The 13,986-nt window shown below is 65.8% G+C and carries 9 protein-coding genes and 2 pseudogenes; 5 read left to right on the top strand and 6 right to left on the bottom strand.

Annotation, left to right across the window (positions count from 1 at the left end; genetic code table 11):
* The first annotated feature begins 34 nt into the window (after positions 1-34).
* From C8E99_RS13045 to C8E99_RS13035, 3 genes and pseudogenes are all read left to right on the top strand, one after another.
* Positions 35-1,382: pseudogene (locus tag C8E99_RS13045) on the top strand (IS1380 family transposase).
* Between the two features lie 659 nt (positions 1,383-2,041).
* Positions 2,042-2,341, top strand: coding sequence for a putative quinol monooxygenase (locus C8E99_RS13040; RefSeq protein WP_115932646.1), 300 nt, complete (start codon positions 2,042-2,044; stop codon positions 2,339-2,341).
* Between the two features lie 630 nt (positions 2,342-2,971).
* Positions 2,972-3,385: pseudogene (locus tag C8E99_RS13035) on the top strand (dihydrofolate reductase family protein); the annotation flags it as partial.
* A gap of 291 nt (positions 3,386-3,676) precedes the next feature.
* On the opposite strand, the gene C8E99_RS13030 reads toward C8E99_RS13035, so the two are convergent.
* The 3 genes from C8E99_RS13030 to C8E99_RS13020 form a co-directional block, all read right to left on the bottom strand.
* Positions 3,677-4,543, bottom strand: coding sequence for an alpha/beta fold hydrolase (locus C8E99_RS13030; RefSeq protein ID WP_115932645.1), 867 nt, complete (start codon positions 4,541-4,543; stop codon positions 3,677-3,679).
* 24 nt (positions 4,544-4,567) lie between these two features.
* Complete coding sequence (locus C8E99_RS13025; protein WP_115932644.1) at positions 4,568-4,975, bottom strand: hypothetical protein; 408 nt, start codon at positions 4,973-4,975, stop codon at positions 4,568-4,570.
* Positions 4,976-5,220: 245 nt separating this feature from the next.
* Positions 5,221-6,483 carry an IS256 family transposase gene (locus C8E99_RS13020; protein WP_115932643.1) on the bottom strand — a complete coding sequence of 421 codons (1,263 nt, stop codon included), beginning with the start codon at positions 6,481-6,483 and terminating at the stop codon, positions 5,221-5,223.
* A gap of 45 nt (positions 6,484-6,528) precedes the next feature.
* Here C8E99_RS13020 and C8E99_RS13015 point away from each other — a divergent pair, with 45 nt between their 5' ends.
* Both C8E99_RS13015 and C8E99_RS13010 read left to right on the top strand, forming a co-directional pair.
* Positions 6,529-7,461 (top strand): LysR family transcriptional regulator, encoded by a 933-nt coding sequence (locus tag C8E99_RS13015; protein WP_115932642.1) that lies wholly within the window; start codon positions 6,529-6,531, stop codon positions 7,459-7,461.
* Positions 7,462-7,646: 185 nt separating this feature from the next.
* Positions 7,647-9,047 (top strand): IS1380 family transposase, encoded by a 1,401-nt coding sequence (locus C8E99_RS13010; RefSeq protein WP_115932641.1) that lies wholly within the window; start codon positions 7,647-7,649, stop codon positions 9,045-9,047.
* A 543-nt stretch (positions 9,048-9,590) separates the two neighbouring features.
* Here the strand turns inward: C8E99_RS13010 and C8E99_RS13005 are convergent.
* The 3 genes from C8E99_RS13005 to C8E99_RS12995 form a co-directional block, all read right to left on the bottom strand.
* Complete coding sequence (locus C8E99_RS13005; protein ID WP_115932640.1) at positions 9,591-10,001, bottom strand: four-helix bundle copper-binding protein; 411 nt, start codon at positions 9,999-10,001, stop codon at positions 9,591-9,593.
* Between the two features lie 172 nt (positions 10,002-10,173).
* Positions 10,174-11,391, bottom strand: a complete 1,218-nt coding sequence (fdhA, locus tag C8E99_RS13000; RefSeq protein ID WP_115932639.1) for a formaldehyde dehydrogenase, glutathione-independent — start codon at positions 11,389-11,391, stop codon at positions 10,174-10,176.
* Positions 11,392-11,475: 84 nt separating this feature from the next.
* Positions 11,476-13,974: a GcvT family protein gene (locus tag C8E99_RS12995; protein WP_115932638.1), complete on the bottom strand. Its 2,499-nt coding sequence runs from the start codon at positions 13,972-13,974 to the stop codon at positions 11,476-11,478.
* Positions 13,975-13,986: the final 12 nt, after the last annotated feature.

The following is a 13,986-nucleotide window of genomic DNA, read 5'->3' as shown; positions in this document are numbered from 1 at the left end:
TTCTGTTCCACCGTGATGAGAGGGCATCCCGTAGATGCAAGTTTCCCATACGCCGGCTGCGGTGTCTGCCTCGTTCGATGATCCGAATCTCGTGTCCACCTCTGGCTTGGTCCCGGTCATGCGGCTGGCTCAGAATGCCGGTCTGGGTCAGTTGGCGCAGCAGTGGTTGAGTGTGCCGTCGGACAAGGGTGCGAACGCCGGGGCCAAGGTCTCCTCCTTGGTGGCTGGCATGGTTGCCGGAGCGGATTCGATCGACGACATGGCGGTGCTCCGCCACGGGGCGATGGCCAAGCTGTTCGACCGGATCTACGCCCCGTCCACGCTGGGCTCGTTCCTGCGCGCGTTCACCTTCGGTCACGTCCGGCAGCTGGACGCGATAGCCTCCAGAGTGCTGCAAGGGCTGTCCGATCAGGCACCCCTGTTGGTGCCGGCCCAGGACCAGTACACGTTCCTGGACGTCGATGACACGATCATCGAGGTCCATGGTCACGCCAAGCAGGGCTCCGGGTACGGCTACTGAAGGAGTGCGCGGGCTGAACGCGATCCTGGCCACCGCCAGCACAAGCACCTCGGCTCCGGTGATCTTGTCCCAGCGGCTGCGCCGCGGAGCTGCTGGGTCCCCACACGGGGCCAAGCGGATGGTCCGGGATGCGTTGGCCACCCTGAGGCGACTGCACGGGATGGATCAGGGGCCGGTGCTGGTGCGCGCGGACTCCGCCTTTTACGGTCACGCCACCATCGCCGCGGCGATCAGCGCCGGAGCAGACGTGTCGGTCACCGCGCGGATGGACCCGGCGGTGAAGAAGGCCATCGCCAGCATCGGTGAGGACGCCTGGACGGGCATCGAGTACCCCCAGGCGATCTACGACGAGGACACCGGCACCTGGGTTTCCACAGCGCAGGTCGCTGAGGTCGACTTCACCGCGTTCACCTCCGGCAAGAAGTCCGAACGCGTTCCCGGTCGGCTGGTGGTGCGACGGATCCCGGAGTTGAACCAGGACAAGAAGAACGTGGACCAGCCCGGGTTGTTCGACCTGCACAGGTTCCACGCGTTCTTCACCACCAGCACCCTGGACACCGTCACCGCGGACAAGACCCACCGCGCTCACGCGGTCATCGAGCAGGTCAACGCGGATCTGAAGAACAGCGCCCTGGCCCACCTACCCTCCGGGATCTTCACCGCCAACGCCGCCTGGCTGGTACTCGCAGTGATGGCGTTCAACCTCACCCGAGCCGCCGCGACCATCACCGGCCCCTCACTGGCCAAGGCCACCACCGGAACCATCCGCCGCAAGATCATCTCGATCCCGGCTCGGATCGCTTCCTCCGCCCGCCGGATCACCCTGCACCTACCGCAGGGCTGGCCCTGGCAGCTCCAGTGAAACGCGCTATTCAACCATACTCACGGGCCTCCGGCAGTCGCTGCGGCCTGACCAAACAGCCGGCATCGGCGCCATCAAGGAACTCCAGTGGAACACCCCCGGGGCAGCGAGGCCCGCCCCTCAGTCCTGCCCGGATGCACGAAACCAGGCCGACGAAAAATCAGTCACCGATTCGGGTCCGGATCGGTGGATTGAGGCTAAAGGAGACGCCCGTCCGTTCCTGAACGGGGTACCGGCGGCCCCGCTTGATAGCGGCCGGATCTGCCGAACGTCCGGCGCAGCGTTGATCTTGATTTCGCCGAGTCGATCTACCGCCGTCAGGCAAGGCTGACCGGGCCGTAGAGACTCGAAAGGACGACGTCGTGATCGACGACCATCGGCGTGGATGACCAGAGCGGCCCAGGTCGCCGCGGGCGGGTCCTGCTCAATCTCGTGTAGGTGCGCGTCGAAACGTTCCCCACCGTTATCGACATCCACATCGGCATAACGCGCCGTCGGAGGCGACAGGGCGGGACGGCGCCATTACAATCAAACGGCGGGTACCCGGCGAACCGTGGGCAGAGTAGACTGGTTTCGCTCGTCGGTGTACAGACAAAGTTTCCGACTGCGGTGTACTGCCGACCGGGTGCCATGCCGCCGCAAAGTCAAGGAGTCCGTCCATGGTTACCAAAGCTCTCCTCGTGCGTCTCGAAGCCCTGCCGGGCAAGGAGACCGAACTCGCAGACTTCCTCACCGGAGCGCGGTCGATCGTGATGGAAGAGCCAGGCACTGTCGCCTGGTTCGCGATCCGGTTTGGCCCCTCTACCTTTGGCGTGTTTGACGTGTTCCCCGACGACGAGGCCAGAGACGCCCACCTCGCCGGAGGTGTCGGCCAGGCGCTCGGACCCAACACCGGCGTGCTCTTCTCCGAGCCGCAGATCGAGAAGATCGACCTTCTCGCCGACAAGCTCCCGGCGTAGCCGCCACCGCAACCGTCGGATCTCTCCGCCCATCCATTTCAGCTGACGAGAACAGCGAACATTTGGTGGAACCAACGCGGCCGTAAGCCACTGTTCTCGCCAACTTAGGTCGATCGCGATCGGCATGTTCGCGAACCTTGTGTCGGTCGTGATCGCGTCCATCTAGCACCGGCTGGCGGCCGCAAATCCGGCACATGGTGCGCGTTGACGTGAACGCGATCCGACGTCAACTGCCGCGAGTTCAGCAGCCAGATCCGAGGCATCAAACGCGAGCCGCAGATCGTCAGCGCTGGTCACCGAGCTGACGCTAGCAACCAGGCCACGACTGGACCTCGTCGCGCAGCAGGATCTCCTTACGGACGCGAACCCCCGCCCGTATTACGCTCGGCTGAACCCTTCGAACGGGTGCCATAAACCCTTCGCCTAACGGAACACTTCATCGTGCTCCGTTGAGGGTCCTAAGCGAGACGGCTGAATCGGCCCGCGGCCTCACGATGGTGCCTTGAAGTCGTCCTGGGCGCATCTGGCCACGTGCCGGACTGCTGGCCGTTGCCGGCCGATTAAATTCTTACTGGAGCGACAGCTCGCGACACGCTAACTTGGGGGCACCCCGAAGCAGAGGAGAGCCCCGTGGACAAAGTAGTCATGTACGCCTCGGTGTCGGTGGACAGCTTCGTCGCGGACGAGAACGACCAGCCCGGACCGCTGTTCGACTGATTGTCCAGCGGTGACGTCCCGTTGGACGAGGGCGGCGTCTTGAAGGTGTCGCAGACGTCCTACGACTACACCCGGCCGTACTGGGACCAGATCGGGGCGACCATCGTCGGCCGCCACATCTTCGACATGACGGACGGCTGGGACGGGACGCCTCCGAGCGGGGTCGACCATGTGGTCGTCGTGACGCACCGGCCGGAACCCGAGGGTTGGGGCCCCGAGGCGCCGTTTCACTTCGTCGACGGCGTCGAGGCAGCGGTGGCCAAGGCGCAGGAGCTCGCGGGTGACCGCGTGGCCGAGGTCGCCGCTAGCGATGTCGGTGGCCAGGTGTGAGTGGGCCGCGCCGGGACGCAACAGCGCCACCGTCAGGAGCGCCAGATAATTGACGGCATGAGTTGTGGTCTGCGGATTCGACGGAGCGAACGCGGGGATCGCTAGGGGCGGCTTTCAGTGCGCGAGCCGCGGACCTCCCGTGTCGAGGGGGCCGCGGCTCGCTTCATCGAGGGGTGTCACCTGTTCTGCGTGGGGGCGACGCGGGTGGAACCGAGGCTGATTCGTGCAGCACTACTCGGTTGTTGCACTAATTTGACCGCTGGCGGGCGCGCTGTGATGTGACGCTGGTCAGACGCTTGCCGTGGACTTTTTCTTGTCCTTGACGATTTCAAGGGCCTGCTTGAGGTAGGCCCGGAACACGGGGTAGTTCTCGCTCATCGGGAAGTGGCCGATTTCCTTCATCTCGATGAACTCCGCGTTGCGGATCTCGCCGGCGGTCCTGGCCCCGTCCTCGGGAGTGGTGAGGTAGTCGTACTCACCGGTCATGAGGACGACAGCGCATTGGTCGGTGTCGATCTCTCCGAGTTTCCCGCGCAGGTCGTGGTCCACGGAGTAGAAGTGTAGGTCGCCCTTGAAGGCTTCGGAGCCCTGGGTGTAGTAGAACCAGGTTTTCCACCGGTCCGATTCGGGCGACTGCGGGGCCATGAGGTCCCAGGTTCCGCTCGCGCAGACCTGGGCGGCGTTGGCATGGGGGTGGTGCCACCAGTCCAGGTAAAAGCCGGGGGAGTGGTCCGCTCCCTCGACCGGGATTACCGCGTCGAAGCGGTCCGGGCGTCGATGGGCGAGCTGCAGGGCGATATTCCCGCCGAAGGAGGACCCCATGAAGATCGGGTTCTCCAGTTCCAACGCGTCGCACAGGGCGATGATGAAGTTGGCGTAGTGGTCGGCGGTGAGCTTGTATTCCTCGGTCCACCATTCGGTGTTTTCCGGTGGGTCGGACTTGCCGTGGCGGGGCAGATCGTAGGCGATGACCCGGTAGTTGGCGGTCACTTCTTCGTCTTCCAGCAGCCCACGCCACTGATGGTTATGGGCGCCGGCCGTGTGCTGACAGACCAGCGGCTGGCCGGTTCCGTTCTCGAGGTAGAACACCTTGTATTCCAGCCCGTCGACGTCAACGGTGACATAGTGCCCGGTAACTGGTGAGATGCGAGACATGGGTTTTCCTCCTAATTCAGGGGTTCAGACGGGGATGCCGACAGTGCGGAGCAGCTCGATCTGGCGGGTCACGCAACGCAGGTTCTGCATCAGCACGAGGATCTCGCCTTCCAGCCGCATGTCCCGCTGGAACGTTGCAGCCCAGATGCCATGGAACATCGGTGCCGGCACTGGCTTGCCGAATTCCCGCCAGGTCGCTGAGCTTGCCTTGATTGCGAACTGGTACGCGGCGTCCAGGGGGCCGGGATCGATGGCGATCTCGGCGACCTTGCCGGCGTTCATCCGTATGACGAAGAGGTGGTCTTCCATGTCGAGCAGGTAGGAACAGGTGAAGTACTTCCCGTGTGCCCCGATCTCGGGGTCCTGGTCGTTGGCCTGTGTGAACGCCTCAACCCATTCCCGGGTCGAGAGCGTTGTGGTGGTGGCAGTCATGTTGTGGTCCTTCCCGCCTAACGTTGTGAGTCCGTGGCGTATGCCCCTCCAAGTAGAGCGTGATATGGGTCACAAAGTCCAAGCCCCCTTTCCGATGGAGCGATAGGCGCAGGCTATTGGAGAGTGTGGGTGCGGCGTCGTACCGTTGGGCCATGCAGCCTTCTTTCGAGCTGCGGGTTTTGCGCTACTGGAGGTGTCAAATCTTCTGTGTAAGGGACCGGTCGGTTATCCCATCTGCCGGGTGGTCAGAGCGGGAGTCGGTTGGGGAATTGCACGGCGAAGGCGTTCAGCGCCTGGTGCCATCCCTGGGTGCCGGTCCCGAGTTCACCACCACGGGTGGTCTCGATGTTCCGGATCCCCAGGTAGACCAGCTTCAACGCAGCTTCGTCCGAGGGGAACGAGCCGCGGGTCTTGGTGATCTTTCGTAGCTGGTAGTTGATCGATTCGATCTGGTTCGTGGTGTAGATGACCTTGCGGATCCCGGGCGTGAACGCCAAGAACGGGGTGAAGTCCTCCCAGGCATTCCGCCACGACAAGACCGCCCCCGGCGCCTTGGTGCCCCAGGCTTCGGCGAAGGCCTCCATAGCCAACTCCGCCGCGGCCACGGTGGCCGCCGTGTAGATCGGTTTCATGTCCTTGGCCATGGTCTTGCGGTCGGAGTAGGAGGCGTACTTCATGGCCGAGCGCAGCAGGTGGACCACGCAGGTCTGGACCACGGTCTCGGGGTAGATGCTGTTGACCGCGGCCGGCAGCCCGGTCAGTCCGTCGCAGCACAGGATCAGGATGTCCTTGGTGCCCCGGTTGCGGATCTCGGTCAGGACGTTGGCCCAGAACTTCGCGCCCTCGGTGGCGCCGAGCCAGAGTCCCAGAACCTGCTTGCGGCCTTCCAGGTCCACGCCTACGGCCACGTGGCAGGCCTTGTTGACCACGACCCCGCCGTCGCGGATCTTCAGCCAGATGGCGTCGATGTAGACGATCGGATAGACCGTCTCCAGGGGCCGGGACTGCCATTGGACGATCTCGTCGGCCACCACGTCGGTAACCCGGGAGATCGTTGCGGCGGAGACTTTCGATCCGTAGATCTCATCCAGGTGCGAGCCAATGTCCCTCGTGGTCATCCCGCGGGCGTAGAGCGAGAGGATCATGTCCTCGACCTTGCCCAGCCGGCGAGCTCCCTTAGGGACGATCACCGGCTCGAAGGAGCTGTTCCGGTCCCTCGGGACGGTGAGCTGGACCGGGCCCTGGAGGGTCTGAACGCTCTTGGTGGTCTTGCCGTTGCGGGAGTTGCCGGTGCCGTGGCCGGCGGGGTCCCCGGACTCGTAGCCCAGGTGGTCGCTGATCTCGGTCTCCAGGGCCCGCTCCAACACCGCCTGGGTCATCCTCGACAGCAGCTCCTCCACGCCGTGGCGGCCCTCGCCGAGGTCCTCTGCGGCGGTCACCATCGCGTCGATCTGGTCGGCGCTGAGGACCCCGGCCAAAGGGTTCTGGGCATCAGCTATTTCGGTCATTCATCGGTCCTTTGCAGAGGCGAAACCCGCAGGTCACACCTCGGTTTGAGACCGGACCCTTACACAGTCAATGAAACACCCTCGCGCTACTTCGTCACTGTCGCTGAAGAGCTGCACTTCGGACGCGCTGCCGCCCGGCTCCACATCACCCAGCCGTCCCTGAGCGTGCAGATTCGGAATCTCGAGCGCTCCCTCAACACGCCCCTGCTGAACCGAACTAGCCGCGGCGTGACGCTGACCCCCGCTGGGGAAGTCCTTCTGGGGCACGCGCGGGACCTACTGAGTGCTGCTGAGGTAGCAGCGTCCCTGACGAAACGGGCAGCCCAAGAACCCGGCCGGAAGCTGGTCGTGGGCTTCCAGGCCAACGCCGCCGCGGAACTTACCCGCGCCATCCTGGAGGCCTACCGCGACAGCAACCCGGCTGTGGAGGTGGAGATGCGCTCCTACCCCTTCAGCGACCCGACAGCAGGGCTGGCGGATGGCAGCTCAGACGTCGCGTTCGTCCGGCCGCCCCTACCGCATTTCAAGGACCTCCGGATGGCCGTCCTGTTCACCGAGCCCAGGGTCCTGGCGGTATCCGAGGCATCCGACCTGGCGTCCCAGTCCTCGGTCCATGTCGATGAACTCCTTAAAGAACCCTTCGTAGCCCGAAACGCCCCTGACCTGTGGAGGGACTTCTGGCTGGCTACCGAAGCCCGCCACGACCACGCACCGGTCATCGGCTCGGACGTCAGCACCGTCGATGAGTGTTTCGAAGCGATCCTCAGCCAAAAAGGCATCGCCTTCACCCAAGCCTCCACCCAGCGGTTCTACAGCCGGCCCGGCCTGTCCTTCGTCCCCGTGATAGGACTCTCGCCCTCCACGGTCAGCGTCGCATGGCGGCAGGATAACGAACACTGGGCAGCACGAACCTTCGTGGGAACAGCCCAGCACACCGCACAGAGCACTCCGCTTCCGCAGACCTCGCAACTGATCTGATTCGTACCTCGGCCAGTTCGCCACCTCGGTTGTGATCTATGGGCTAGAAAGGGCCCGTTAAGCCTTGATCCACCGATGAGCATGCTTGGTACTGGTACGTAATTAAGAACGAAATGCCCGTCTGACCGGGAAGAATGGCACTTGTCTAAGGTTCCGTTCCACCGCGATGAGAGGGCATCTCGCAGATGCAAGTTTCCCACACCCGTTCCGCACTGTCAGCTTCCTTCGACGAGCCGAACCTCATCGGCTCCGCCGGACTGGTGCCGATGATGGAGCTGGCCGCCGAGGCCGGCCTGCACCAGCTGGCCAAGGGGCGATTGACGGTGCCGACCGACAAGGGCGCCAACGCCGGGGCCAAGATCGCGGCCCTGGTGGCCGGCATGTGCGCCGGAGCCGACTCGATCGACGACATGGCCATCCTGCGCCACGGGGCGATGAAACGACTCTTCAACGCCTGCTACGCGCCCTCGACCCTGGGTTCGTTCCTGCGTGCGTTCACCTTCGGGCACGTCCGCCAGCTCGACGCGGTCGCCTCCCGACTGTTGGCCAACCTCTCCGTCAGTGCATCGGCGCTGGGAAGCCCCGGCACCGGACAGTTCGTCTATGTGGATGTGGACGACACGATCATCGAGGTCCACGGCTATCAGAAGCAAGGCTCCGGATACGGATACTCGGGCGTGCGTGGACTCAACGCCTTGCTGGCCACGGCGAGCACCGAGACTGCGGCCCCGGTGATCTTGGGTCAGCGTCTGCGTCGCGGAGCGGTGGGCTCCCCACGCGGGGCCTGCCGGTTGATCGCCGACGCGCTGGCCACGCTCAAGCGACTGCCTCCGGACTCTGGCGCCCGGATGTTGGTCCGTGCCGACTCAGCTTTCTACGGGCACGCCACCGTGGCCACCGCGTTGAAAGCCGGTGCCGACGTCTCGGTCACCGTGCGGATGAATCCGGCGGTCAAGGCCGCCATCGCCACCATCGCCGACGACGCCTGGACCGGCATCGAATACCCCGAGGCGATCTACGACGAGACCACCGGCACCTGGACCTCCAAAGCCGAGGTCGCCGAGGTGTCCTTCACCGCGTTCACCTCGAGGAAGAAAGCCGAACGCATCCCCGGACGCCTGGTGGTGCGCCGCATCCCAGAACTGAACCCCAGGCAGGACGACGGGCAGCCGACGTTGTTCGACACCCACCGGTTCCACGCCTTCTTCACCACCGTGGATCCGGAAGTGTTGGACACGGTGGCCGCGGACCGGACCCACCGGCAACACGCGATCATCGAGCAAGTCAACGCCGACCTGAAAGACAGCGCCCTGGCCCACCTGCCCTCCGGCCACTTCGGGGCCAACAGCGCCTGGCTGGTCTGCACGGTGATGGCCTACAACCTCACCCGCACCGCCGGGCTCCTCGCCGCCGGCACCTTCACCAAAGCCCGCACCGGCACCATCCGGGCCAGACTCGTGAACATCCCGGCCCGCATCGCCTCCAGCGCCCGCAAAATTCGAATCAGACTGCCCGAGGCCTGGCCCTGGCAACACGCCTTCGAACGACTCTTCACCGCCATCCACCCGCCACCACAATCGGCATAGCCAACCGACCGAACGCCGCGCCCCGGCACGACCGAAGGACCAACAGTGGAACACCACCGGCAGCGAGGCCGGTTACTTCCTCACGCCCAAAATCGATTCACCCGGTGCTTCCGGAATCACACTCCGGCCTGAACCCGCGTCGGTGGATCGAGGCTTAGAGCTCCGGGATGCCGCGCGGAGGTCGCCAGCACCGGAGCTGCGGACCGGTGCACACCGCCTCTCGGGTGCCCTGGACCGCTTGGGGGGCATCCTGTCCGGAAACTTTGTCTCCGGTGAGGAACTCGAGGACATCTTCGCCGCCTACGCTGCCGACCACCGCGGCTCCCGCTGACCGGTCCGGGGAACGGTACACGGGGCGGCTCAGTCGGCCTCGGTGCCACGCACGCCGTGCACCGCGGAACCGCTGCCAAACCGACTGGTGGGGACGACGCTGAGCTTGCCGTTGGTCTCCAGAACCACGACCTTCACGAGGGGCAGGTCCCCGATGCCCTGTTGGCGCTCGGCCTGCGAGCCAGACGGGCGTCGTCCTTGATGCCGGGCATCTCAGCCCAGCGCGGCGAGGAGGTCGGCGCAGGCCTGCTCGCAGCGGCGGCAGGCCTCGGCGCAGATCCTGCAGTGCTCGTGCATCTGGGCATGGCTCTCGCATTCCTCCGCGCAGGTCCGGCACTCGATGCGACAGGCCTCCACCAGGGCGCGGGTCACCTCGAGGCTGTCACCGGTGCGCCGGGTGAGGACCCGCCCCGTGGCGGCGCAGAGATCGGCGCAGTCCAGGTTGGTGCTGATGCACCCGGTCAGCTCCGCCACCATGTCCTCGGCCAGGCAGGCGTCGGCGCAGGCGGTGCACGTCTGGGCGCACTCGACACAGGCCTCGATGCAGGCGGCCAGAGCGTCCCGGTCCACCGGTCCCAGGTCCTTCGGATAGGTGTCCAACATCGTGCTCACGTGATGGGTCATGACGAGCTCCTTCATCGATCGCTGTGACAGACGGCGCGGCCGGGCCCGACCGGCCACACCGTCGACCGTAGTCCGACGGCCAACCCCCGGTGAAGACCCCACCCCTACAGCCGGAGCGCCTTCACCCTCTTGCCGGGGCCCTCCGGCGGCCTCCCGTGCGAATGAACGGGGGTCAAGCCGTGAGGTACCCGTTGGGGTTGAGCACGAACTTCGTCGCCGCGCCGGCGTCGAACTCGGCGTAGCCGCGCGGGGCGTCCTCAAGGGAGATCGCCTTCGCATTGACGGCCTTCGCGATCGGCGCCTTGTCGTGCAGGATCGCCATCATCAGCTGGCGGTTGTACTTCATCACCGGGCACTGCCCCGTGGCGAAGGACAAAGACTTGGCCCAACCTGTGCCCAGCGAGAGGGACAGCGAACCCTTCTGGGCGGCCTCGTCCACGGCACCAGGGTCGCCCGTGACGTACAGACCCGGGATGCCGAGGGATCCACCAGCGGTGGTGATGTCCATGAGGGAGTTCAGGACCGTCGCCGGAGCCTCGTGGCTGGCATCCTTGCCGTGCCCGCGGGCCTCGAAACCGACGGCGTCGATCCCGCTGTCCACTTCGGGGACGCCGAGGATCTGCTCGATCTGGTCCCGGAGCGGGCCTTCGCCGACGTTGACGGTCTCACAGCCGAAGGAACGTGCCTGAGCCAGGCGGTCCTCGTTCATATCGCCCACAATCACGACGGCGGCACCGAGCAGCTGCGCGCCGATGGCCGCGGCCAGGCCCACGGGGCCCGCACCGGCCACGTAGACGGTGGAGCCGACACCCACCCCGGCCGTGACAGCGCCGTGGAAGCCGGTGGGAAAGATATCGGAGAGCATGGTGAGGTCCATGATCTTCTCCAGCGCCTGGTCCCGGTCCGGGAACTTCAGCAGGTTCCAGTCGGCATAGGGGACGAGGACGTACTCGGCCTGTCCGCCGACCCAGCCACCCATGTCCACGTAGCCGTAGGCGCTGCCCGGACGGTCTGGGTTCACGTTCAAGCAGATGCCGGTCTTGAGCACCTTGCAATTGCGGCACCGGCCGCAGGAGATGTTGAACGGGACGGAGACGATGTCCCCGACCTTGATGAACTCGACGTCCGGGCCGACCTCCACCACTTCACCGGTGATCTCGTGGCCCAGGACCAGGTTGGCAGGGGCCGTGGTCCGGCCGCGCACCATGTGCTGGTCCGAGCCGCAGATGTTGGTGGCGACGGTCTTGAGAATGACCCCATGGGGAACCTTGCGGCCCACGTTGGCGGGGTTCACGCCCGGGCCGTCCTTCAACTCGAAGGTGGGGTACTCGGTGTCGATGACCTCGACGACGCCCGGTTCCTTGTAGGCGACGGCACGATTTCCTGGCATATCTGTTCCTCACTTCTGTGTCTGTGTTTCAGCGGGACGCCACTGGCCACCGTGGCCGGCATCGTCTTCTCCGGTCAGGCGGGCTCAGCCGCGCAACCGCGTCATCTCCGGGTCGTACAGCGGATCGTCCACCACGGTGGCCGCGATCCGACGCCCGAGGTACTCGATCTCCACCCCGTCCCCGGTCTCCACGCGGTTCGGCAACCACGCGTAGGCAATCGGCTGGCGCACGGTGTATCCGTACGCCGCACTGGTGACGTAGCCCGAGGCCTCGTCGCCCACGTACACCGGTTCCTTGCCGAGGACCACCGAGGTCCCGTCGTCCACCGTCAGACAGCGCAGTCGCGTGGTCGCCGCCGCAGCTCGATCCGCCAGCGCGCTCTTGCCGACGAAATCGTCGGTCTTCGAGGCCTTGACGGCGAAGCCGAGCCCGGCCTGGTCCGGCTCGTGGTCGCTGGTCATGTCCGTGCCGAAGGACCGGAACCCCTTCTCCAGGCGCATCGAGTTGAAGGCCTCGCGGCCGCCGGCGATGATCCCGTGTTCCTGGCCCGCCTCCCAGATCACATCCCAGAGCCGGTGTCCGACGTCGGCCGAGGCATAGAGCTCCCAGCCGAACTCGCCCACATAGGACAGGCGCATGGCGGTCACCGGGATGCCACCGATCGAGATCTCCTTGGCGCGGAAGTACTTCAGCCCGTCCTTGCTCAGATCGTCGCGGCTGACCTTCTCCATGACGGCGGCGGCGAGCGGGCCCCAGAGGCCGATGCAGCAGGTGCCAGGGGTGATGTCCCGGACGGTGACCCACTGGGCCGGGTCCTCCTCACTCTGGTGGCGGGCCTTGCGAGAGATATAGGCCAGGTCCACGTTGGAGTTCACGCCGGCCTGGTACGACTGCTCGGACAGGCGCGCGACCGTGATGTCGCTGGTGATGCCGCCGGCCTCGTCGAGGAGAAGGGTGTAGCTGACGGCGCCGGGCGCCCGCAGCATGCTCGACGTCGTCAGGCCATGCAGCAGGGGGCCGGCGCCCGGTCCCGTGATCTCCAGTCGCTTGAGCTGGGTCATGTCGAACATGGCCACGGCGGTCCGGGTCTTCCAGACCTCGGCGGCGGCGATCGGTGAGTGGAACTTGTCAGACCAGGCGTCACGCTCCGGAGCGGCCCACTCGGAGGGCAGCTCCTCCAGCAGTGCGGCGTTCGCCTCGAACCAGTGCGGGCGCTCCCATCCGGTGCCCTCCAGGAAAAACGCGCCGAGGGCCTTCTGCTGTTCGTGGAAGGGGCTGACGCGCACGTTGCGCGGGGACAGCCGGGGCTCCGAAGGGTGGCGCACATCGTAGATCTCGACGAAGTTCTGCTGCGAGGTCTCGGAGACGTACTCGGGCGTGGTCTGCACGTCCTCGAACCGATTCAGATCGCAGTCGGACAGGTCGATGCTCGACTGCCCGGTCGCGATCAGTTCGGCGACGGCCCTGGCGATACCCGGACCGTGCGTCACCCAGACGGCCTCGGCCGCGAAGAAGCCGTCCACGTGGCGCGATTCGCCCACCAGCGAGCCTCCGTCCGGCGTGAAGGAGAAGATGCCGTTGAATCCGCGCTTGATCTCGGTGTTTCTCAAGTCCGGGAGCAGCTCCTGGCTGGCCTTCCACTCCGCGGCGAAGTCCTCCGGGGTGAAGGGCAGGGACGAGGGCATGCGCTCGCCCGTGATGTCCTCCGGCCGGTAGGCCGGCAGGGTGTCGAGGTCGACCGGCATGGGGCGGTGCGCGTAGGAGCCGATGCCGATGGTGTCACCCCACTCGCGGTAGTACAGGTCACGGTCCTGGTAGCGCAGGATCGGGCGGCTGGCACCGTTGGGCAGCTCGTTGACCCCGGCCAGGGACCGGACCGGCGTAGACCAGGCGAACTGGTGGGCCAGGGGCAGCAGCGGGATCTCGGTGCCGACCATCTTGCCGATGTTCGGTCCCCAGAAACCGGCGCAGGACACCACGACGTCGGCCGGGAAGCGCTCGTCGCCCGCCACGACCGCCGTGACCCGGCCGCCGGACTGCTCGATGTCAGTGACAACGGTCCGGTCGCGGAACTCGACTCCGGCGGCCCGGGCCCGTTCGATGACCAGTTGGGTTCCCTTGGCCGCCAGAGCCAGGCCATCACCCGGGGTGAGGAGCCCGCCGAGCGGCATGTCCGGGTTGAGCAGGGGGAAGAGCCGCAGGCACTCGTCGGCGTCCACGACGTGCGCCTCCACTCCGTACGAGCGGTTCCAGCCCGCGCGGCGGTGGAGGTCCTGCAGGCGTTCTTCCGTGGTGGCGATCTCGAGGCCGCCCACGGGCAGATAGGACCCGCGGCCCTCGGAGTCGGTCAGTGAGGTCAGCTTCTTGATCGTGTACTGCGCGAACGCCGTCATTGATTTCGAGCCGTTGGAGGAGAAGACGAGGCCCGGCGCATGCGAGGTTGAGCCGCCGGGAATCCCCAGCGGTCCCTGCTCGAGGACGAGGGTGTTGGTGTGTCCGAGCTGGGCGAGCTCGTCCGCGAGGTTCGCGCCGACGATGCCGGCTCCGATGATGACGACCCGGGGAGAGGGGGTAGGCCTCATTGTTCACTCCTT

It is taken from the genome of Citricoccus muralis (genome assembly GCF_003386075.1).
Taxonomy (GTDB): Bacteria; Actinomycetota; Actinomycetes; order Actinomycetales; family Micrococcaceae; genus Citricoccus; species Citricoccus muralis.
The sequence above is the reverse complement of the archived record's forward strand: the minus strand, read 5'-3'. Positions and strand labels throughout refer to the sequence as shown.

Bases quoted from the DNA above. Each gene is read 5' to 3' on its own strand.
- fdhA (WP_115932639.1), bottom strand. From the start codon at position 11,391: ATGCCAGGAAATCGTGCCGTCGCCTACAAGGAACCGGGCGTCGTCGAG.
- C8E99_RS13005 (WP_115932640.1), bottom strand. From the start codon at position 10,001: ATGACCCATCACGTGAGCACGATGTTGGACACCTATCCGAAGGACCTG.
- C8E99_RS13010 (WP_115932641.1), top strand. From the start codon at position 7,647: ATGCAAGTTTCCCACACCCGTTCCGCACTGTCAGCTTCCTTCGACGAG.
- C8E99_RS13020 (WP_115932643.1), bottom strand. From the start codon at position 6,483: ATGACCGAAATAGCTGATGCCCAGAACCCTTTGGCCGGGGTCCTCAGC.
- C8E99_RS12995 (WP_115932638.1), bottom strand. From the start codon at position 13,974: ATGAGGCCTACCCCCTCTCCCCGGGTCGTCATCATCGGAGCCGGCATC.
- C8E99_RS13040 (WP_115932646.1), top strand. From the start codon at position 2,042: ATGGTTACCAAAGCTCTCCTCGTGCGTCTCGAAGCCCTGCCGGGCAAG.
- C8E99_RS13025 (WP_115932644.1), bottom strand. From the start codon at position 4,975: ATGACTGCCACCACCACAACGCTCTCGACCCGGGAATGGGTTGAGGCG.
- C8E99_RS13030 (WP_115932645.1), bottom strand. From the start codon at position 4,543: ATGTCTCGCATCTCACCAGTTACCGGGCACTATGTCACCGTTGACGTC.